The sequence below is a fragment of the Corynebacterium sp. HMSC062A03 genome, from assembly GCF_001811145.1.
In the GTDB taxonomy this organism is placed as follows: domain Bacteria; phylum Actinomycetota; class Actinomycetes; order Mycobacteriales; family Mycobacteriaceae; genus Corynebacterium; species Corynebacterium aurimucosum.
Genome location: NZ_KV803652.1, coordinates 17,522 through 36,346 on the forward strand (window position 1 = coordinate 17,522; position 18,825 = coordinate 36,346).

Genomic DNA, 18,825 nt, shown 5'->3' on the forward strand with positions numbered 1-18,825 from the left:
AAAATGTGAGATCGGACTACTTAACCTGTGAATTCGGGCGCATAACGAGCAAAACTCGGACATTAGGGGCACAATAGGAGTCATGGGAAATCATGTTGGAAACAAAGTAGTACTCATCGGCGCTGGCGACGTTGGAGTTGCTTACGCCTACGCTCTGGTCAACCAGGGCACTGTTGATCACCTGGCCATCATCGACATCGACGAAAAGAAGCTCGAGGGCAACGTCATGGACCTCAACCATGGCGTCGTCTGGGCCCCGTCCCGCACCCGCGTGACCAAGGGTACCTACGAAGACTGCAAGGACGCTTCCATGGTCGTCATCTGCGCCGGCGCCGCTCAGAAGCCCGGCGAGACCCGCCTGCAGCTCGTGGACAAGAACGTCAAGATCATGAACTCCATCGTGGCGGACGTCATGAAGAATGACTTCGACGGCATCTTCCTGGTCGCCTCCAACCCGGTGGACCTGCTGACCTACGCAGTGTGGAAGGCCTCCGGCTTCCCGCACCAGCGCGTCATCGGCTCCGGCACCGTCCTGGACTCGGCCCGCTACCGCTACATGCTCTCTGAAATGGATGACGTGGCACCGACCTCCGTCCACGCCTACATCATCGGTGAGCACGGCGATTCCGAGCTGCCGGTCGTCTCCTCCGCCAACATCGCAGGTGTCTCCCTGTCCCACCGTTCTGAAAAGGACCCGGGCTACAACGAGCGCATCGAGAAGATCTTCGAGGACACCCGCGACGCTGCCTACCACATCATCGACGCTAAGGGCTCCACCTCCTACGGCATCGGCATGGCCCTGGCCCGGATCACCCGCGCGGTCATCCAGAACCAGGCCGTCGCTCTCCCGGTCTCTGCCTACCTGCAGGGCGAGTACGGCCACGAGGATGTCTTCATCGGCACCCCGGCCATCGTTGACCGCTCCGGCGTCAACCGCGTTATCGAGCTGGCCCTCGATGACCACGAGAAGGAGCGCTTCGAGAACTCCTTCAACACTCTCAACACCATCAAGGAAGAAATCTTCGGCTAGTGAAGATTGTCGCCCACAGGGGATACTCCGGGAAATATCCGGAGCTATCCCCTCTTGCCTTTGAAAAAGCGCTCGAGCTACCCATTCACGGTATCGAGTGCGATATCCGCCTGAGCAGCGACGGCAAGGTGGTGGTTCATCACGATCCCACACTGGACCGCACCACGAATGGCTCAGGCCGAGTGTCTCGGATGACCTGGGAGGAGCTGCGCCGCCTGAAGATTGGCGGCGGCCAGCGCATGCTGCTTCTCGACGAACTCCTCGACATGCTCGGGGATAAGAAACACCACCTCTACATTGAGACCAAGCATCCCTCGGGGCAAGGCGACATCCTCGAAGAACAGATGGTGCTGCGGCTGCGCTACGCAGGGCTTCTCGACGACCCCCGGATCCACATGATTTCCTTTTCCCACCGGGCCATTCGTCGAATGGCAGCACTTGCCCCGCACGTCGACCGCATCTACCTGCGCCGCGATTGGGAGCGCCATTTCAACCGTCCCGACATCCTGTTGTCGCAGCCCACTGGCCTGGGCATGTCGCTGTTGCGCGGCAAGCTGCAGCCCGACGCGATCGGCGCGCACGGCTTGCCCACGTACATGTGGACCATCGATAAACCCGCGGACATGAAGTGGGCGTGGGCCAACGGGGTAGATATTCTCGCCACGAACCAGCCGGAAGTGGCCCTGCATGCCATTGAGCTGTAATGAACAGGTAAGTTGTTCAGTATGGCCAAGAAGAAAAAGAAGAACGAACAGCTGCCGGAGGGCATGTCCCGCCGCCAAGCTAAGCTCGCTGCCCGCGCCGCCGAGCGCGCTGCCCTGGAAAAGGACCCTCGCCCCTTTGGTGGGCTGGCCGCTGAGGCTAGCCTCGTCGCCCTGCAGGAATTTGTTCCTTCCGCAACGGCGAAGCTGTCCGTCAAGGGCTTCGACAAGGATGTCTACGTCGCCACCGTGCTGCCCGGTGCTACCGCGGCGCTCATCCGTGATGAGGAATCCGGTGGTGAGGCCTTCGTGGGCCTGCAGGTGCAGTCCCACACCCACAACCCGGGCCGCGACTTGGCTTTTGCTCTGAACTGGGTGAAGAACAACGCGCCGGGCTCCACCCTCGAGTCCACTGCTGCTGATGGTTCCCAGCCGGAGCTCAAGGAGCTGCTGGAGGAGGACGCCGAGCTGGAGATCAACGTCTACCAGGACTTCGCGTGGTGGATGCCGGAGGGCGCGCAGGTTCCGCCGCAGATGGCACAGGCACTGCAGCGAGCCAATGATTCCGTCATCGAGTCCTACCAGGTGGGCCAGGAGGCCGAAGGCTTCGTCGGCACCGCCTTCTGGGCCAACGCTGGTGGCGGCAAGGCTCACATCCGCTGGGTCCGCCCCTGCGATGACGAGAATGCTTTCCTCAATGCGCTTGCGCGCATTGCCGCTCGCGGTGAGCTCAACCTGGGCGAGAACACCAAGTTCGCCGGTGTCTTCCGCACGCATGGTCTCATCGCCCCGGTCTTCGACCTCGACCCAGAGGTCGCGCACGATTCTTACGAGTCCGAGCTGTCTCGCGTGAATAAGGCGCTGGAAGAGGAGATTTCCAACGACGCCAACCTCGATGCCGATGAGCGCAAGCAGCTGCAGAACATTAAGTCCCGTCAGGTGACGCTGCGCTAGTTCCTGGGTGCTTTAGCCCCAAAGCTTAGGTACATATCGATCAATTAAGGCTCCAAAACCTCAAGGCGGTTTTGGAGCCTTAATTGATCGAAACGACCGGTCGAAGCCTTAGCGCATGGAGTCCCAGAGCGCTTGGGCCTCAGCGTCATCCCAGAGGACGACATTGCCCACGACCGTGTCCTGGAAACCGCCGATGGGCACCGTCGTCGTCTCCACGCCTGAGGCCATCGACAGCGCCACGCGGGCAAGATGCCACACGTGGTCCTTCTCGTTGACGATGAAGGAATCCGTGGTGTGGTTGACCAGGGAGACGGCCTTGAAGGGGTTGCCAATGGTGGAGAAGGACGTTGCCTTATCCAGCAGCGCGGCGAAGAACTCGCGCTGGCGCTCGACGCGGTCCAAGTCACCCATCGCGGTAGCGCGGGTGCGCACGTAGCCAAGGGCATCTGGGCCGCGGAGCTTCTGGCAGCCCGCTTGAAGGTCGATGCCCGCGAGCGGATCGTTGATGGGCTCCTTGACGCAAATCTCCACGCCGCCCACGGAATCCACGACGTTTGCCAAGCCGCCCATGCCGATCTCCGCATAGTGATCGATGTGGAGGCCGGTGGCTTGTTCCACGGTGTGGGTCAGCAGCTGGGGCCCACCGTAGGTGAAGGCAGCATTGACCTTGTCCATGCCGAAGCCGGGCACGTCGACGTAGCTATCGCGTGGAATGGAGACCAGCTGGGCCTTTCCGGAGCTGGGGATGTGCAGCAGCATGATGGTATCGGTGCGGCCGACGCCTACATCGCCACCGGTACCTAGCTCCGCTTGTTGTTCCTCGGTGAGGCCCTGGCGGGAGTCCGAGCCCACCAACAGCCAGTTCGTCCCAGAGGTCGGCGCCACCTGTTCGGTGGGCAGGGCATCGATGCGGGTGAGGCGTGAATCCGTCCACAAGGTGAAGGCCACCATGAAGACGAGGGCGATGACGACCAGCCAGCCCAGGCAACCGAAAGCTTGCTTGACCGGGTTGACCTTCTTGCGGCGGCTATGTGGGCGTCCTGCGGCACGCCCGCGGGAGGGAGCCTGTGGGGAATAGCTGCGTGGCGGTGCGTCGGGACTTCGCCGGTATGCGCCGGCGGCAGGTTCCCGGGTGGCCGCGCTCTGGCGGGGCGCTGGGCGCGCGGGGGAGTGCTGGGCCATGTAGGCATCGACGTCGAAGCGGGTTTCCTCCGGCCGTGAGCGACGCGGGGTGGGACGCTGGGTGCGTGGGGAATTTTGAGACGGCGTGCTGCGCTGTGTGGATGGACGGCGGCGCACCGGACGGCCGTAGCGATCACGCAAGGGCTGCCCATCGGCACCAAGGACAAATTCGCCCGCGTCCTGGCCGGAGGCATGTGAGGCGTGCGGGCCAGCCGGGTCGTAGGGGCGGGAAGGCCTCGCAGAATCAGCGGAGCCCGCGCGGCGGGGAGTGCCGTGGGGCTCGCCAGCACGGCGAGCTTCGCGCTCGGGATCGCGTCCTTGGTAGGTCATGGGGAACACTGTACCGCGAAACCACTTGCGCCCCACCTATCCCACAGGGCGCGGTGGTGGTCTTTTCGGCGTCCGGGCACCGCTTAAGCGCCGAAGAGCAGTGCGTAGCCCACGAAAGCGACGGCGTCGATCAGAAAGTGCGCGATGACCAGAGGCCATACCTTCCCGGTGCGGTGGAAATACCAGCCATAAAGCAGGCCCATCATGATATTGCCAAAGCCGGCGGAGACTCCCTGGTAGAGGTGGTAAGAACCGCGCAAGATAGAGGAGGCGGCCAGCGTTGCGGGTAAGGCCCACCCAGACTGCTTGAGCCTGGTCATGAACCAGTACACCACCACCAGTTCCTCCGCCCAGGCGTTGGCGAAGGATTTAATCAGCAGCACCGGGATCTCAATCCAGCTATCGAAGGCCCCCGGCACCACCTCCTTGGTCCAGCCGAAGTGCAACGCCACGTAATACAGCACCAACCCGGGAAGCCCAATAACCGCCGCCAACGCCGCGCCGTGCAGGCCGTCCCGCCACTGTGGGCGGGGCGGAAAAGAAATCAAATAAAGGGCAAGCGCTCCCCAGGCACACAGCACGGCGGCACTGCAGAGCTGGAAGGCAAGGTCCAGTAGCGAAGTCGCCGACTGCGAAGCGTTGATGGTGACCGATTGCTCGTTGAGCGGGGCCGGGTTGAGCAGAGAATCGGTCAGGCGTAGCACGGCGCGAACACCAGAGATTCCAAAAGTGATGGTGAGGACGATGAGGATTTCCGCGCGCAGGCGTGAGCGCGCGGTCATGGGTGAAGCACCTGGGCGAGGCCGAGAAGGGAGGACTCGTCAAGCGTGAGTGAGCCTAACTGCACGCCTACCGGCGGGTGATCGCGCACCGGCCAGGGCACAGAAATAGCGGGCAGCTGCGCCACGTTGAACAACGATCCCCACGGTGACCACCGCGTTTGCTCATCGAAGTTGGCCTGGTGCTCCCGTGCCAGGAAGTGCCCGCGCCGGGGTGGATCGAAGGCCAGCATGGGGCTCAAGATGGCGTCGACGTCCCACTCTTGTGCCAGCATTTCCGGTAGCTGGGCGGCGTGGGCGCGGGCCGCGGCGAATTCGGAGTCCGTGACGCGCCGGCCCTTCGCACGGATCCACTCCGCGTAACCCTCCGCGAAGTCAAGGCCAGCCAGCCGGCGACTAAAGATGTGCTGGAAGGCCTCAAAGGTGCGGGCGGCCTGGGGATAGGGGGAGATAGCCACGGTTTCGAAACCCGCGCCTTCAAAGGTAGCGGTGGCCTCTGCGACCGCGCGCAGCATGTGCGGGGCTACCTCAGCTTGAGCGAAGAGGGGATCCGTCAGCACGCCGATGCGGGCGCGCCGGGCACGCGGGTTAAGGCCATGCAGAGTTGCGGTATCGGCGATGCTGCGCGTGATGAACCCCTGCACCGAGAGGTCCTCGCCGGCGGGCTTAAAGCCGACGACACCGCAGGCAGCGGCCGGCACGCGAATGGAACCGCCACCGTCGGAGGCATGCGCGGCGCGCATGAGGCCCCGGGCCACCTGGATTGCCGCCCCGCCGGAGGAGCCACCCGGGGTATGGCCTGGGTAGAGCGGATTATCGGGGTGGGGCAGGCCGACAGGTTCGGTGTCGACGCGCAGACCCAGCTCGGGTGCGGCGGATTTGCCGACGACGAGCGCACCGGCGTCGATAAGCTCCTGCACGAAAGGATCGGTCTCCTCCGCCACGTAGGCACGCTCGGCATGCCCGAGCGTGGTGGGCATGCCGGCGACATCGTTGAGATCCTTAACCGAGAGAATCCAGCCGCTCAAACGCCCGTGCGCCTGCGGCCGGCGTTCGAGGTCGAAGTACGTGAAGCCGTGCTCCGCAGGGCTCAGACCAGATAGGTCCTCGCGCAGCTTGTCCAGAGTGAACTCGGTGCTCTCCATGGCGGCTCAGTTTAGTAGTTGTGTGAGATAAAGTTGCTGTCATGAGCACCACGATCGCATTCCTCGGGCCCGCTGGAACCTTTACGGAAGCGGCGATGCAGCATTTCGCCGCAGACTTTGCTTCCCCCGAGGGGATGCCGGTGAGCTCCCCGGCCGAGGCGCTGTCGGCGGTGCGTTCCGGTGCGGCGGATTATGCCTGCGTGGCTATCGAAAACTCCGTGGACGGGCCGGTTACTGCCACCTTTGACGCGCTTGCCGACGGCTCCCGGGTCCAGATCTACCGCGAGGTAGACCTGCCGGTGTCCTTCTCCATTCTGGTGCGCCCCGGCACTACCGCAGAGAATCTTCGCACCTTCTCTACGCATCCCGTGGCCTACCAGCAGGTGCGCGGTTGGTTGAAGCAGAACTTGCCGGACGTGGAGTATGTTCCGGCGGCGTCGAATGGTGCGGCGGCGCAGGCCGTGGCGCGCGGGGAGGTGGATGTCGCTGCCGCCCCTGCCCGCGCAGCGGAGGTCTTCGGACTGGATTCTATTGCGGAGAATGTGGCAGATGTCGCGGGGGCCACGACTCGTTTCGTCCTCGTGGGACCGGCCGGAAAGCCGACCGAGCGGACCGGCAACGACAGGACGTCCGTCATCTTCACCCTGCCCAACGAGCCGGGCTCCCTGGTAGGGGCCCTACAGGAATTCGCGCACCGCGGGGTGGACCTCTCCCGCATCGAATCCCGCCCGCTGCGCATCGTCTTCGGTAACTATCGCTTCCACGCCGATCTCATCGGACACATTGAGGACCAGCCGGTGGCGGAGGCTCTGCGGGCACTGTGGCTGCGGGCGGAGGACGTCGTGTTCGTTGGTTCCTGGCCTTCCGCCACGGCACTCGGGGAGGGCCCGCGGGATCTGGCGCGGCTGCAAGAAGCCGATGAATGGGTAGCGCAGGCGCGCACCGGCCAATAGTGTGGTGAAGCATGACCGGAAGAATTATCCTGCTGCGCCACGGCCAGACCTTTTCCAATATTGACCGCGTTATGGATACCCGGCCCCCAGGCGCCGAGCTCACCGAGCGCGGCCGCGGCCAAGCGGAAGATGTCGGCCGCGAGTTAGCTGAACTGTGCGCAGGGCGCCGTGTGCGCTTTGTGTGTTCCATTGCCTTGCGCGCCCAGCAGACCGCGATGCTGGCCGCCCGTGCTTTCGGCGAGACCGCCGATGAGCGCAATGTCCCCGTGGAAGTGCGTACAGGCTTGCACGAGGTCTTTGCCGGTGATCATGAAATGAGCGGTAGTGAGGATACCCACCGCGAATACATGGTGGCACTGCGCGGCTGGCTCGACGGTGATGAGTCCGCCCGGATGCCTGGCGGTGAGAGCTACGTGGATGTGCTCGAGCGCTACCAACCGGTGTTGGAGGATCTCGCTGCGGAGCTGGAGGATGATGAAGACATCGTCGTCGTCAGCCACGGCGCCGCCATTCGCGTAGTGACGAGGCATGCCTGCGGCGTGGACCCAGACTTTGCTTATACCGGCTACATGCCGAACTGCCGCTTTACCCTCATGGAGCCGCAGGGCCAGCCTTTTGGCCAGTGGACGCTCAAGCGCTGGGCGGATACCGAAGTCTAACCCGCTGCGGCCGCGGTAGGTTTCGTTGTGGTCACGGTAGGTGCCTTGGGCACCTACCCCCAGCCGAGCTCGTGGAGGCGCTCCTCCTCGAAACCGAAGTAATGCCCGACCTCGTGGAAGACGGTCACCATGACTTCGTGGGCGAGCTCTTCTTCCGAGTTGCTGATGGCCTGCAGAGGCTGCCGGTAAATGGAAATGGTATCCGGCAGGTAGCCGGTGTGTGAGGCGGTGCGCTGCGTGAGCATGACGCCCTCATAAAGCCCCAGCAGTTCAGGGTTCTCCGGGTGCTCTTCCTCGACGAGGATGACCAGGTTGCGCATCTGATCAACGAAGCGATCCGGAATTTTATCGAGGGCCTCGCCGACCAGTTCCTCGAAGCGATCTTCGCTGACTGCGTACATGTGGCTACTTCCTGTTCAATGACCGGAGCCTAGAGGGCCGGAGCCGCAGCCTCGGGGGTGGCGGGAGCGGCGTTTGCACCAGCTGGCTCGGCGTTCTCGCCGCCCGGCTGAGCATTCGGGTCACGCAATGGGTTGCGCTTCGGCTGCTCGGTCGGCGGGGCGCCGTTAATGCTCAGGGCCTCGCGTCCCCCTGTGGCAGAGCCGGTGATCTCGGAGAAGTGACCGTCCTTGATGTGGATCAGCGAGCAATTCACCGAACGGGATCCGCTCTCCCAGGTCTCGCGGCTCATCGCGCCCCAGAAAGGTTGCAGCGTGGACTGGTAGAGGTTCTCCTCGCCGCCCAAATAATCCATGGCATTTTGGGTGCAGGTCTCGGAGAGGAACTTATCCATGTCCTCATCGCTGGGGTAGCCATTGGGGAATTTTTCGGCCAGGTTGATGACGGATACGGTCTCCATCTGGTGTGGTTCCTGGCAGGGAACGGTATTGAGTACCTGTTTATCATCCACCTTGCGGCATTCGCCGGGCTTGGCGACGACCGCCTGGTCCACCTCGCTGACCTTGCCGGTGGATTCCTGCGGTACGCCGTTGGCGTCGGTAGTCTGCAGGCCACACAGCAAGGTACGGTCACCCTGATCCCAGGATGCGGCCGGGGGCAGGATGGAAGCAATGTCATAGCGCCCGTTGGGATCCCACTTGCCGTTGAGGTAGCTCACCGTGGGTGCTTCGCACAGCTCATCGCGCAGGGCGTTTTGGCGTGTGATGTCGGGGCGCGTGGCGTTGGGGCCGAACTCGCTGGTGGGGTAGGCGCTGAGATCCTCGCGAGCCGAGACTTCGAAGCGGTGTGGTTTATCGCAGCTGATCTGCTCAAAACCGGTGGCGGTGCCATCCGGGGCGATGTCCCAGGTCACGCATGCCCCAGCGGAGGCGGTGGTGAAGGGAGCAGCTTCACCGTCGGCGGTAGAAGGATCGGCGGCCTGACTGCCGTCGGCGCTGGAGCTAGCGGAGTCATTCCCGGCCGAATCGGTGCCGGTTGGCTCGCCGCTAAAGAGGCCGTAGGAGGCCATGAAGACGGCCGCGGCCACGGCTGCAACGAGGACGACGCGGATGGCGGAGGCGGAGCGCCATGCAGATGAAGTGCTCATAGAACTCCTCATACTACTCCCTTAGCGGCCCTGGCTTCTAGCCCGCCCAGCGCTGTTCGCCACCATGGAGCCGCTAAGTATGCGAGCGGGAGACGTGGGTCGTAAGGCGGTAGCGGTCAGTGCGGTAGACCGAGGAGCACCATTCAACCGGTCGGTCCCCCGAGCGGGCGAGGCGGGTGATGTGGAGAAGCGGGGTGTTCGGGGGGACGTCGAGAAGCTCGGCGATGTCGTCCTCCGCCGCCACCGCGGTGACTGTCTGCTCGGCCTCGGTGATGGGGACCTTGAAGGTGCTATCCAGAATCGCGTAGACGGAGTTATAGATGTCATTTTCTAGCAGCGTCGGCGCGAAGGCGGAGTTATACCAACCATCGTCAATGGAATAAGGCTCGCCATCGCCCAAGCGCAGGCGCCGCAGGTGGGTGTGGGCCACGGTGGTTTCTGTGCCGAAAAACTCGCAGACCTCACTGGGGGCGGTGCTGCGCTCACCCAGCAGGATTCTCGAGGAAGCCTGTACTTTTTGGTAGCCCATCTCATCGGAAAAGGATGCCAAATGGAGCCGGGAGACGAGTGGGTTCGGAGCCACGAAGGTGCCCTTGCCTCGCACCCGCCGCAGGCGGCCTTCGGCCACTAAATCACCGATGGCGCGGCGTACGGTGATGCGGGAAACACCGTAGGTTTCTTCGAGAATGCGCTCGCCTGGGAGGATGTCACCGGGTTTGAGGGTGGTTCGGCAGAGCTCGGAGAGAATATCCCGCAGCTGAGCGTGCTTGGGCACGGGGCCGTCGGTAATAATGTGAGGTGCCATGTTATTCATGATAATGCGCTGGTTATGACCAGCGCAAAGGTATGGCCGTGCGCTAGACTATCCGGCGTGATTGATCTCAAGTTTCTTCGCGAAAATCCCGATGTCGTCCGCGCCTCCCAGGTAAACCGTGGGGAGGACCCCGCTTTGGTGGACCAGCTGCTCGCCGCCGATGAACAGCGCCGCGCGGCCATTGTGAAGGCAGACCAGCTCCGCTCGGAGCAGAAGGCCTTTGGCAAGAAGATTGGCCAGGCCTCCCCCGAGGAGCGCCCAGCGCTGCTGGAGGGCTCCAACGAGCTGAAGGAGAAGGTCAAGGCGGCCGGCGAGGAAGCGGCCGCGGCCGAGGCCAAGGTAACGGAGCTGCAGTATCAGCTTTCCAACGTGGTGGAGGGTGCTCCGGCGGGTGGCGAAGATGACTTCATCGTCCTCGAGGAGGTCGGTGAAAAGCCGCAGTTCGACTTCGAACCGAAGGATCACCTGGAGCTGGGTGAGACGCTGGGGCTTATCGACGTCAAGCGGGGCGCCAAAGTAGGCGGCGCACGTTTCTACTACCTCACTGGTGACGGCGCCTTCCTGCAACTGGGTATGTTGATGTTGGCTGCGCAGAAGGCGCGTGAGGCAGGCTTTAAGCTGATGATTCCGCCGGTGCTTGTGCGCCCGGACGTCATGCAGGGAACTGGCTTCTTGGGTCAGCACTCGGATGAGGTTTACTACCTGCCGGCAGATGACCTGTATCTGGTTGGCACTTCAGAGGTGGCTCTGGCCGGCTACCACAAGGAAGAGATCATCGACCTGTCCAAGGGGCCGCTGCAGTATGCAGGCTGGTCTTCCTGCTTCCGCCGCGAGGCAGGTTCGCACGGCAAGGACACCCGCGGCATCCTGCGCGTGCACCAGTTCGACAAGCTGGAGATGTTTGTCTACTGCAAGCCGGAAGACGCCGAGGAGATGCACCAGAAGCTCCTGAACATGGAAAAGGACATGCTGGCGGCGATGGAACTGCCCTACCGCACCATCGATATCGCGGGCGGAGACTTGGGCTCCTCTGCGGCGCGCAAGTTCGATAACGAGGCGTGGGTGCCCACCCAGGGCACGTACCGCGAGCTCACCTCGACCTCGAATTGCACCACCTTCCAGGCGCGCCGCCTGTCCACGCGCTACCGCGATGAGAACGGCAAGACCCAGTACGCCGCCACGCTCAATGGCACCCTGGCTACCACCCGCTGGCTCGTGGCCATCCTGGAGAACCACCAGCAGGCAGATGGCTCCGTGGTGGTTCCGGAGGCCCTGCGCCCATTCGTGGGCAAGGACGTGCTGTACCCCGTAAACTCCTAGAAGAACGCGGTGCGCGGGGCTTCGCGCGCCGCCCTCTCTTGTCCCTCCTCGCTGCTCTCGACGGCGGGGTCTTAGCTGTTTGGAGCACCATGAGCGCTGTGACTAACTTCCTCTACCGGCAGATCACACACATCGGCCGCGGGGTGACTCTGGCCCAGGGGCTCAAGATGCGCTTGTCCGGGGAGGAGAATATCCCGGATAAGGGCGGAGCCGTCATCGTGTGCAACCACACGGGTTACATGGATTTCCTTTTCGGGGCCTTCTTGGCTTACCGCAAGCGCCGTTTGGTGCGCTACTTGGCTAAGGCCTCCATCTTCCAAGTGCCGGTGGCCGGGCAGCTTTTTCAGGTCATGGGGCATGTCCCGGTGGACCGTATCGATGGCGGGGCGTCGATTGTCAAAGGCATCGAACTAGCCAAGAGTGGGGAACTCGTGGGGGTCTTCGCGGAGGGAACGATTTCCCGCAGCTTTGAAATTCGCAGCATGCGTAACGGTGCGGCGCGTATTGCGCATGGTGCGGGCGTGCCGATTATTCCGCAGGTTATCTTTGGCTCCCAGCGTATTTGGACGAAGGGGCAGAAGAAGCACTTGGGCCGCACGAAGACGCCGGTGCTGATTAAGGCTTTGGAGCCTTATTACACGACGGGCGATTTTGACGCGGATATCGCGGAGGTGCGCCGTCGGATGCAGGAGGCCCTGGAGGGCCTGTGGGCGGAGTATGAGGCGGAGTTCGGACCGATGCCAGCCGGGGAGTTCTGGGTGCCCGCCCGCAAGGGTGGTGGGGCACCAACGCTGGAGGAGGCTGAGGCCCAGGACTCCGAGGTGGAGTCTGAGCGCTACCGCGTGCGCCGGCTGCGTGATGACCTGACTAACCTCAAGGACCGCGTCTCCGAGGCCACCGTGGAGCTCATGCGGGACCGGATGGCGCTGATGAAGCGGGCTGATTCCGGAGAATCGGGAGCAGAGCTTGGCGACGAGAACATCGACGCCACGCAAGAAAACGACGGCGCACAAGTTGAAAGCTCAGCTACTGACAAAGGCAAAGAGCGCCCGCGTACTGCTCCAGAGACCCTGGAATGGATCAAGGAGAACCTTAACTCGGTGGTCGAGGAAGCCATGCGCGGCGTCGGAGAAGGCCGCGACAAGGTCACGGAGGTTATGGCGCAACTGAAGTCCGATGTGGTCGAGGCCCAGGCCTCTATGACTGCGAGCAGCAAGGAGATTTTTGCCGGTTCCGTGGTGGAGCAGGGTCTACTTTCTGCGGCGACGCAATCGCGCATTATTGTCTCCCGCCTGCCGCACCGCGTGAAGGCTCAATACTCTGAGGTGCCGCGCGTGATTGTGGCTGATCAGAGTGCGCTCAGCATGGAGAACGGGGAAATCTCGAGGCGGCTTCAGGAAGCGCTGACGCACTTGCACCCACAAGTGGAGGAGTTGGTGGTGCTCTCGCCGCAGGGAGAGGTGCTCGACGCTGCAGCCTTTGGCGACCTCCCCCAATCCTGTTGGCGGATCGACTGTTCAGAAGGTGCTGACGGGGCACAGTTCAACGATGCTCCTGGGGGCGTAGTAGTCACGGCGTCCTCGCCCGCCGAGGGGCTGGCGGCTGTGGCGAAAAGGATCGGAGTCGAGCCTGCGGACCTTCTATTCTTTGCGAATGAGCCTGGTGATGAAACGTTTGCGGAGGGCGGGGAGGGCGTCGCCGTGCGCATGGTGGCGCTTGAGACTGCGCCCATTGAGGTGATTAAGGCTGCGCAGGCGGTGACGTATTCCACTGAGCGCTACGGAATGGCCGAGGTGCTGGAGGCCATGGCGCGCTTGCAGCAGGAGAAGAAATAAGTCTTGACACCCTGGACTTAAGAAGCGTTCGGAACGCCCGTTAGCACCCCCGGAAGGGGGTGTTATTTTATTTTGTCCACCTATGGAATGTCTTAAAAGATCCAGCTTACGGAAGCGGAACTTACGTGTGAGTAGCGTCTCCAGAGAGAAAATTGGGTGATCTATAGCATTGGCAGTGGGAGAAAACTTCTTCTTCATCCGCTATCCGAGCAATTAGCCGAGGAATCGGCACACTGGGTGCGTGGTGGATGAGCACAATATGCTGCGCATACCGTCAACGAGGGCAGGGCTTTCTGACGCCGTGCAGCGAGAGAGGAGACTCGGTCAACAATGACCACGACGAGTATTAACAGCTTCAACCCTGAGTATTTTGAAAAGACATGGAACGACTACTCCACCGAGGATTATGACGTCGTCATTATCGGCGGCGGCTCAGTCGGCGCTGGTGCTGCGGTGGATGCGGCCACCCGCGGTTTAAAGACGGCCGTGCTGGAATCCCAAGACTTTGCGGCAGGAACGTCCTCGCGTTCCTCCAAGATGTTCCACGGTGGCCTGCGCTACCTGGCGATGTTTGACTTCCGCCTCGTTGCGGAGTCCCTCAAGGAGCGCGAGCTCAACATGTCGACCCTGGCCCCGCACCTGGTCAAGCCGCTGAAGTTCATCTTCCCCCTGACCCACCGCGGTTGGGAGCGCGTCATGATGTTCGGCGGCTTTACCCTCTATGACCTCATGGGTGGTGCCAAGAGCGTCCCGATGCAGAAGCACCTCACCCGCAAGGGCGTGCTCAAGGTCACCCCGGGCCTCAAGGAGGATGCCGTCGTCGGTGGCGTGCGCTACTATGACACGCTTGTCGACGACGCCCGCCACACCATGACCGTCCTGCGTACCGCCGCTGAGTATGGCGCAAGCGTGCGCACCGGCACTGAGGTTATCGGTTTCGAGAAGGACAACCGCGGCCGCATCACCGCCGCAAAGGTCCGTGACCTCGAGACCGGCCGCGAGACCACCGTGAAGGGCAAGGTCTTCATCAACGCCACGGGTGTCTGGAACGACAAGATTCAGGACATGGCCGGCGCGGAGGGCAAGTTCACCGTTCACGCCTCTAAGGGCGTTCACATCGTGGTCCCGAAGGATGCCCTCGATGCGGATGCCGCGCTGTGCTTCGTCACCGAAAAGTCCGTGCTCTTCGTCATTCCGTGGGGCGAGTACTGGATCATCGGTACCACCGACACCGATTGGGAGAAGGGCCTGTCCCTGCCGGACCCGGCTCCGACGAAGGCGGATATCGACTACATTCTGGACCAGGTCAACCAGCGCGTGCGCAACAAGATCACGCGCGAGGACATCGTTGGTGTCTACTCCGGTCTGCGCCCGCTGCTGTCCGGTAAGTCCGACTCCACCACCAACCTCTCCCGCAACCACGCCGTTGCCCGAGTAGCCCCGGGCCTCGTCTCCGTTGCTGGTGGTAAGTACACGACTTACCGCGTCATCGGTAAGGACGCGGTGGACCTGGCCGCTAAGGAACTGGGCTTCAAGGTGGCAGAATCCGTCACCGAGCGCACCCCGATCTTGGGCGCGGACGGCTACCATGCTCTGGCCAACCAGGTTCCGGCGCTTGCTCGCCGCTACAACCTCGACGAGAAGCGCATCGAGCACCTGCTTGGCCGCTACGGTTCGCTCATCAGCGAGGTGCTGGCTCCGGCCGCCGAAGATGCCTCCCTCCTTGAGCCGATTCCGGGCGCTGAGAGCTACATCTGGGCTGAGGCCCGCTACGCCGTCACCCACGAGGGTGCACTGCACATCGACGACATCGTGTCTCGCCGCCTGCGCGTAGCCATCGAATTCGCCGACCGAGGCGTTGCCGCTGCTCAGCCGATTGCTGAGTTCGTCGCGCCGCTGCTGGGCTGGGACCAGAGCGACATTGAGCGCGAGGTTAGCCACTTCAAGCAGCACACCGAGGCGGAGCTTGCCGCCGAGGCTGCCCTCACCGACCGTGAGGCAAATGACATTCTCGAGCGCGCTGGCAGCGCACGAGCCACTAAGGAAGAAGCCTAAGCGTCACGGGGCCCAGCGAGGACGTTTGCTGTCTCTCGCTGGGCCTTTGTCCTAGGCAAAAGAGAAAGGACAAGTTATGACCGGAACTGATGCATTCCTGTGGGAGTTCCTTGGCACGGCAGTGCTGCTCCTGTTGGGTAACGGCGTCTGCGCCACTGTAAACCTCCGCACCTCCGCGGCGCGCGGTTCAGACTGGATCGTTATCGCAATGGGCTGGGGCCTCGGCGTCTACTTGGGTGCTAGCATCGCGGACCCCACTGGCGGTCACCTTAACCCGGCGGTGACCATCATGCTCGCTGTCAACGGCTCTCTTGAGTGGAGCCTTGTGCCTTATTACCTCCTGGGTCAGATCTTGGGCGCCATGCTCGGTGCTTTCCTGGCGTGGGCAACGTTTAAGCAGCTTTTCGATGCCAACAATGTCGACGAAGCCGGCAACGTCACCGGAGCCAACAAGAATACCGGCGGTATTTTCTTTACGAACCCGGCGCACCCGAATAACGGCTGGAACGCAGTGACAGAGTTCATCGCTACCACCGTGCTGCTTATGTTTATCGCCTTCGGTCCTGCCGGCGGCGAGCTCGGTCCGCTGAGCTACTTCGGCGTGGCCTTCGTCATCGTGTCTATCGGTCTGTCCCTCGGCACCCCCACCGGATATGCCATCAACCCGGTTCGTGACCTCGGCCCCCGCATCATGTACGCCTTTGTCCTCCCCATCAAAGACAAGGGCACTGGAAACTGGAGCTATGCCTGGGTTCCGGTCGTCGCGCCGACTCTCTCGGCCGTCGCCGTTGGCCTGCTATCCATAGCCCTTTAAAACACCCCCGACAAGGAGAAAGTTATGTCCACCAAGAGCTACGTTGCAGCGATTGACCAGGGTACGACCTCCACGCGTTGCATCATTTTCAACCACGACGGAGAGCAGGTGTCCGTCGGCCAGCTCGAGCACGAGCAGATTTTCCCAGAGAAGGGCTGGGTCGAGCATGACCCAGAGGAAATCTGGAGCAATACCCGCCGCGCGGTGGGTGAGGCCTTGGCCAACGGCGACATCAACGTTGAAGACATCGCCGCTTTGGGTATCACCAACCAGCGTGAGACCACCGTTGTGTGGGACAAGAACACCGGCAAGCCGGTCTACAACGCCATCGTGTGGCAGGACACCCGAACCACCGACATTTGTAAGGAACTCGCCGGCGACGACGGTGCGGACAAGTGGCGTCGTCGCACCGGCCTCATCATCAATTCCTACCCTGCCGGCCCGAAGGTGAAGTGGATCCTCGATAACGTGGAGGGCGCCCGCGAGCGCGCTGAGGCTGGCGAGCTGCTCTTCGGCACCATCGATACCTGGTTGCTGTGGAACCTCACCGGTGGCGCCGACGGCGACAACGGCCAAGAGGCCCTGCACGCGACCGATGTCACCAATGCCTCCCGTACCCTCCTCATGGACATCGAGAAGCTCGAGTGGGATGAGGAACTGTGCAAGGAGATGGGTATCCCGACCTCCATGCTCCCGGAGATCCGTCCGTCCCTGGGCGACTTCCGCACTGTCCGCGAGCGTGGCTCGCTGTCCGGTGTGCCGATTCGCGCCATCCTGGGTGACCAGCAGGCCGCCATGTTTGGCCAGGGCTGCTTCCGCCCGGGTTCTGCCAAGAACACTTACGGCACCGGTCTGTTCCTCCTGCTCAACACCGGTACCACGCCGAAGTTCTCCGATAACGGCCTGCTCACCACCGTGTGCTTCCAGCGCGAGGGCGAGCGCCCAGTCTATGCGCTCGAGGGTTCCGTCTCCATGGGTGGTTCCCTGGTGCAGTGGCTGCGCGATAACCTGCAACTTATCCCGAACTCCGCGTCCATTGAGAACCTGGCCCGCGAGGTCAAGGACAACGGCGGCGTCTACATCGTGCCGGCCTTCTCCGGCCTCTTCGCTCCGTACTGGCGCCCGGACGCTCGTGGTGTCATCGTGGGCTTGACCCGCTACGCCAACCGCAAGCACTTGGCCCGCGCGGTCCTGGAATCCACCGCGTACCAGACCCGTGACGTCGCTGACGCCATGGTTGCTGATTCCGGCGTGGAGATCACCGAGCTGCGCGTCGACGGCGGCATGACCATGAACGAGCTGCTCATGCAGTTCCAGGCGGACATGCTCGGCGTGGAGGTGCACCGCCCGAAGAACGTGGAGACTACCGCCACCGGTGCGGCCTTTGCCGCCGGCTTGGACTCGGGCTTCTGGGATGACCTCAGCGTGCTGGGCTCCCAGCAGGGAGACTTCAAGGTCTGGAAGCCACAGCGCGAGAAGGACGAGGTAGACGCTCTCTACCGCGACTGGAAGCGCGCCATCAAGCGTTCCCTGAACTGGGAAGACGTGGACGATGACGACATTATCGCCTAAGAGCTAACCAGGAGTCTTTGTGCGAAGACGCGGCCGTCACGAGCCTTCTCGTTGCGGCCGCCTTCGTCGTTTTAGAAGTCGCCGAGTGCGGCTGGACGCAACGCGGTGGTGGAGCTCCTGCGTGACAGTCGGACGGTGTGGTGGTTGACCACGTTGCGGGCACGCCATTGAGCGTGTCGCCCTGACGTAGACTCGGGGCTATGGCCAGTGACGTATTTTCGGACCGCGCTCCGCGCCTCATCATTAGTGATATCGACGGCACCTTATTGGACCGGAACCACCGGGTGCCCAGGCGAAACCGCGAAGCAGTGGCCCGAGCAGTTGCCGCGGGCAGCGAGTTCGCCTTGGCAACTGGCCGGCCCTTCCGCTGGATCATGCCTGTGCTGGACCAGCTGACCGTGCGCCCAGTGTGCGTGACATCAAATGGCGCGGTGATTTATGACTCGGCGGAAGACCGCGTGCTCTCCGCCCACGAACTCTCGCCGGAGGCCCTCGCGGAAATCGTGGAGGTGGCCACCAAGGTACTCGAGCCCCATGGCGGCGTTGGCTTCGGTGCGGAACGCACGGGAGGCTCGGTTATGGATCCGGTTGAGGAACTCTTCGTGGTTGAGTCGCACTATTCGGAAAACGCGCTCTTCGAAGGCTTTGGGCTGGTTAGCGTGGGGGAGTTGGTGTCCCGGCCGGCGGTGAAGCTGTTGATTCGCAACACCGCATTCTCCGCGCCGGAGCTCTACAGCCTCATCGCTCCCCACATCGATTCCGAGCTTGCCCACGTGACTTACTCAATGTCCGAGGGCATCCTCGAGGTGGCGGCCCCCAACGTGACGAAGCAGCGCGGAATTAAGTGGTTGGCTGAGCACCACGGTATCGCCCGCGAAGACATCATCGCCTTTGGCGATATGCCCAACGATATCGAGATGCTCGAGTGGGCTGGGTGCGGTGTTGCCATGGAGAACGCACACCCGGATGTCGTGGCGGCCGCAGATACTGTGACGTTAGCGCACCACCAAGCAGGTGTGGCAAAGGTCCTTGAGCGTTGGTTCTAGCGCTGCTGTACCCCGCCGCGCTGTAGCCGTGAAACCCCGCGCTACCTGCCCTATTTGTGGCGGAACCTGAGAGTTTTTGCCTCCGGTTGC

17 protein-coding genes are annotated in these 18,825 nt (G+C 62.7%); 11 read left to right on the top strand and 6 right to left on the bottom strand.

What is annotated here, in order from left to right; genetic code table 11:
- The first annotated feature begins 82 nt into the window (after window positions 1-82).
- The 3 genes from HMPREF2781_RS04005 to HMPREF2781_RS04015 are packed head-to-tail and all read left to right on the top strand — an operon-like array spanning window position 83 to window position 2,685.
- Window positions 83-1,030: an L-lactate dehydrogenase gene (locus tag HMPREF2781_RS04005; RefSeq protein ID WP_070443241.1), complete on the top strand. Its 948-nt coding sequence runs from the start codon at window positions 83-85 to the stop codon at window positions 1,028-1,030.
- On the top strand, window positions 1,030-1,734 hold the full coding sequence (locus HMPREF2781_RS04010) for a glycerophosphodiester phosphodiesterase family protein (protein ID WP_049156880.1): 705 nt from the start codon (window positions 1,030-1,032) through the stop codon (window positions 1,732-1,734). Before HMPREF2781_RS04005 ends, HMPREF2781_RS04010 begins: the two co-directional genes overlap by 1 nt.
- Before the next feature lie 21 nt (window positions 1,735-1,755).
- Window positions 1,756-2,685, top strand: coding sequence for a DUF5926 family protein (locus HMPREF2781_RS04015; protein WP_070644477.1), 930 nt, complete (start codon window positions 1,756-1,758; stop codon window positions 2,683-2,685).
- Window positions 2,686-2,793: 108 nt separating this feature from the next.
- Here HMPREF2781_RS04015 and HMPREF2781_RS04020 read toward each other — a convergent pair whose 3' ends face one another.
- The 3 genes from HMPREF2781_RS04020 to HMPREF2781_RS04030 form a co-directional block, all read right to left on the bottom strand.
- Window positions 2,794-4,197, bottom strand: coding sequence for an LCP family protein (locus HMPREF2781_RS04020; RefSeq protein ID WP_246821767.1), 1,404 nt, complete (start codon window positions 4,195-4,197; stop codon window positions 2,794-2,796).
- Window positions 4,198-4,280: 83 nt separating this feature from the next.
- Window positions 4,281-4,979, bottom strand: coding sequence for a CPBP family intramembrane glutamic endopeptidase (locus HMPREF2781_RS04025; RefSeq protein WP_070443245.1), 699 nt, complete (start codon window positions 4,977-4,979; stop codon window positions 4,281-4,283).
- Entirely contained in the window at window positions 4,976-6,121 is a 1,146-nt protein-coding gene (locus HMPREF2781_RS04030; protein WP_070644478.1) for an amidase, read from the bottom strand. The genes HMPREF2781_RS04025 and HMPREF2781_RS04030 overlap by 4 nt, the downstream gene beginning before the upstream one ends.
- Before the next feature lie 41 nt (window positions 6,122-6,162).
- Between HMPREF2781_RS04030 and pheA the strand changes: the two genes are divergently transcribed.
- Both pheA and HMPREF2781_RS04040 read left to right on the top strand, forming a co-directional pair.
- Window positions 6,163-7,074 carry a prephenate dehydratase gene (gene pheA / locus HMPREF2781_RS04035; protein ID WP_070644479.1) on the top strand — a complete coding sequence of 304 codons (912 nt, stop codon included), beginning with the start codon at window positions 6,163-6,165 and terminating at the stop codon, window positions 7,072-7,074.
- 11 nt (window positions 7,075-7,085) lie between these two features.
- The gene (locus HMPREF2781_RS04040; protein ID WP_070443250.1) at window positions 7,086-7,733 is read left to right on the top strand and encodes a histidine phosphatase family protein; all 648 of its coding nucleotides are present in this window, start codon (window positions 7,086-7,088) and stop codon (window positions 7,731-7,733) included.
- Between the two features lie 53 nt (window positions 7,734-7,786).
- Here HMPREF2781_RS04040 and HMPREF2781_RS04045 read toward each other — a convergent pair whose 3' ends face one another.
- The 3 genes from HMPREF2781_RS04045 to HMPREF2781_RS04055 form a co-directional block, all read right to left on the bottom strand.
- Window positions 7,787-8,134 carry a metallopeptidase family protein gene (locus tag HMPREF2781_RS04045; protein WP_070644480.1) on the bottom strand — a complete coding sequence of 116 codons (348 nt, stop codon included), beginning with the start codon at window positions 8,132-8,134 and terminating at the stop codon, window positions 7,787-7,789.
- A gap of 29 nt (window positions 8,135-8,163) precedes the next feature.
- Window positions 8,164-9,279: a septum formation family protein gene (locus HMPREF2781_RS04050; RefSeq protein WP_070644481.1), complete on the bottom strand. Its 1,116-nt coding sequence runs from the start codon at window positions 9,277-9,279 to the stop codon at window positions 8,164-8,166.
- 73 nt (window positions 9,280-9,352) lie between these two features.
- The gene (locus HMPREF2781_RS04055) at window positions 9,353-10,084 is read right to left on the bottom strand and encodes a GntR family transcriptional regulator (protein WP_201828980.1); all 732 of its coding nucleotides are present in this window, start codon (window positions 10,082-10,084) and stop codon (window positions 9,353-9,355) included.
- A 66-nt stretch (window positions 10,085-10,150) separates the two neighbouring features.
- Here HMPREF2781_RS04055 and serS point away from each other — a divergent pair, with 66 nt between their 5' ends.
- From serS to HMPREF2781_RS04085, 6 genes are all read left to right on the top strand, one after another.
- A complete protein-coding gene (serS, locus tag HMPREF2781_RS04060) occupies window positions 10,151-11,413 on the top strand; it encodes a serine--tRNA ligase (RefSeq protein WP_070644482.1) in 1,263 nt (420 codons plus the stop codon).
- A gap of 89 nt (window positions 11,414-11,502) precedes the next feature.
- Complete coding sequence (locus HMPREF2781_RS04065; RefSeq protein WP_070644483.1) at window positions 11,503-13,248, top strand: lysophospholipid acyltransferase family protein; 1,746 nt, start codon at window positions 11,503-11,505, stop codon at window positions 13,246-13,248.
- A 330-nt stretch (window positions 13,249-13,578) separates the two neighbouring features.
- Entirely contained in the window at window positions 13,579-15,303 is a 1,725-nt protein-coding gene (locus HMPREF2781_RS04070) for a glycerol-3-phosphate dehydrogenase/oxidase (RefSeq protein WP_070644484.1), read from the top strand.
- A gap of 76 nt (window positions 15,304-15,379) precedes the next feature.
- Window positions 15,380-16,117: an MIP/aquaporin family protein gene (locus HMPREF2781_RS04075; protein WP_070443264.1), complete on the top strand. Its 738-nt coding sequence runs from the start codon at window positions 15,380-15,382 to the stop codon at window positions 16,115-16,117.
- 24 nt (window positions 16,118-16,141) lie between these two features.
- A complete protein-coding gene (gene glpK, locus HMPREF2781_RS04080; RefSeq protein WP_070644485.1) occupies window positions 16,142-17,689 on the top strand; it encodes a glycerol kinase GlpK in 1,548 nt (515 codons plus the stop codon).
- Between the two features lie 200 nt (window positions 17,690-17,889).
- Complete coding sequence (locus HMPREF2781_RS04085) at window positions 17,890-18,735, top strand: Cof-type HAD-IIB family hydrolase (protein WP_070644486.1); 846 nt, start codon at window positions 17,890-17,892, stop codon at window positions 18,733-18,735.
- The last annotated feature ends 90 nt before the right edge of the window (window positions 18,736-18,825 follow it).

Excerpts from the sequence above, each read along its gene's own strand:
- HMPREF2781_RS04005 (WP_070443241.1), top strand. The coding sequence starts at position 83 with ATGGGAAATCATGTTGGAAACAAAGTAGTACTCATCGGCGCTGGCGAC.
- HMPREF2781_RS04015 (WP_070644477.1), top strand. The coding sequence starts at position 1,756 with ATGGCCAAGAAGAAAAAGAAGAACGAACAGCTGCCGGAGGGCATGTCC.
- HMPREF2781_RS04020 (WP_246821767.1), bottom strand. The coding sequence starts at position 4,197 with ATGACCTACCAAGGACGCGATCCCGAGCGCGAAGCTCGCCGTGCTGGC.
- HMPREF2781_RS04025 (WP_070443245.1), bottom strand. The coding sequence starts at position 4,979 with ATGACCGCGCGCTCACGCCTGCGCGCGGAAATCCTCATCGTCCTCACC.
- HMPREF2781_RS04030 (WP_070644478.1), bottom strand. The coding sequence starts at position 6,121 with ATGGAGAGCACCGAGTTCACTCTGGACAAGCTGCGCGAGGACCTATCT.
- pheA (WP_070644479.1), top strand. The coding sequence starts at position 6,163 with ATGAGCACCACGATCGCATTCCTCGGGCCCGCTGGAACCTTTACGGAA.
- HMPREF2781_RS04040 (WP_070443250.1), top strand. The coding sequence starts at position 7,086 with ATGACCGGAAGAATTATCCTGCTGCGCCACGGCCAGACCTTTTCCAAT.
- HMPREF2781_RS04045 (WP_070644480.1), bottom strand. The coding sequence starts at position 8,134 with ATGTACGCAGTCAGCGAAGATCGCTTCGAGGAACTGGTCGGCGAGGCC.
- HMPREF2781_RS04050 (WP_070644481.1), bottom strand. The coding sequence starts at position 9,279 with ATGAGCACTTCATCTGCATGGCGCTCCGCCTCCGCCATCCGCGTCGTC.
- HMPREF2781_RS04055 (WP_201828980.1), bottom strand. The coding sequence starts at position 10,084 with ATGGCACCTCACATTATTACCGACGGCCCCGTGCCCAAGCACGCTCAG.
- HMPREF2781_RS04065 (WP_070644483.1), top strand. The coding sequence starts at position 11,503 with ATGAGCGCTGTGACTAACTTCCTCTACCGGCAGATCACACACATCGGC.
- HMPREF2781_RS04070 (WP_070644484.1), top strand. The coding sequence starts at position 13,579 with ATGACCACGACGAGTATTAACAGCTTCAACCCTGAGTATTTTGAAAAG.
- HMPREF2781_RS04075 (WP_070443264.1), top strand. The coding sequence starts at position 15,380 with ATGACCGGAACTGATGCATTCCTGTGGGAGTTCCTTGGCACGGCAGTG.
- glpK (WP_070644485.1), top strand. The coding sequence starts at position 16,142 with ATGTCCACCAAGAGCTACGTTGCAGCGATTGACCAGGGTACGACCTCC.
- HMPREF2781_RS04085 (WP_070644486.1), top strand. The coding sequence starts at position 17,890 with ATGGCCAGTGACGTATTTTCGGACCGCGCTCCGCGCCTCATCATTAGT.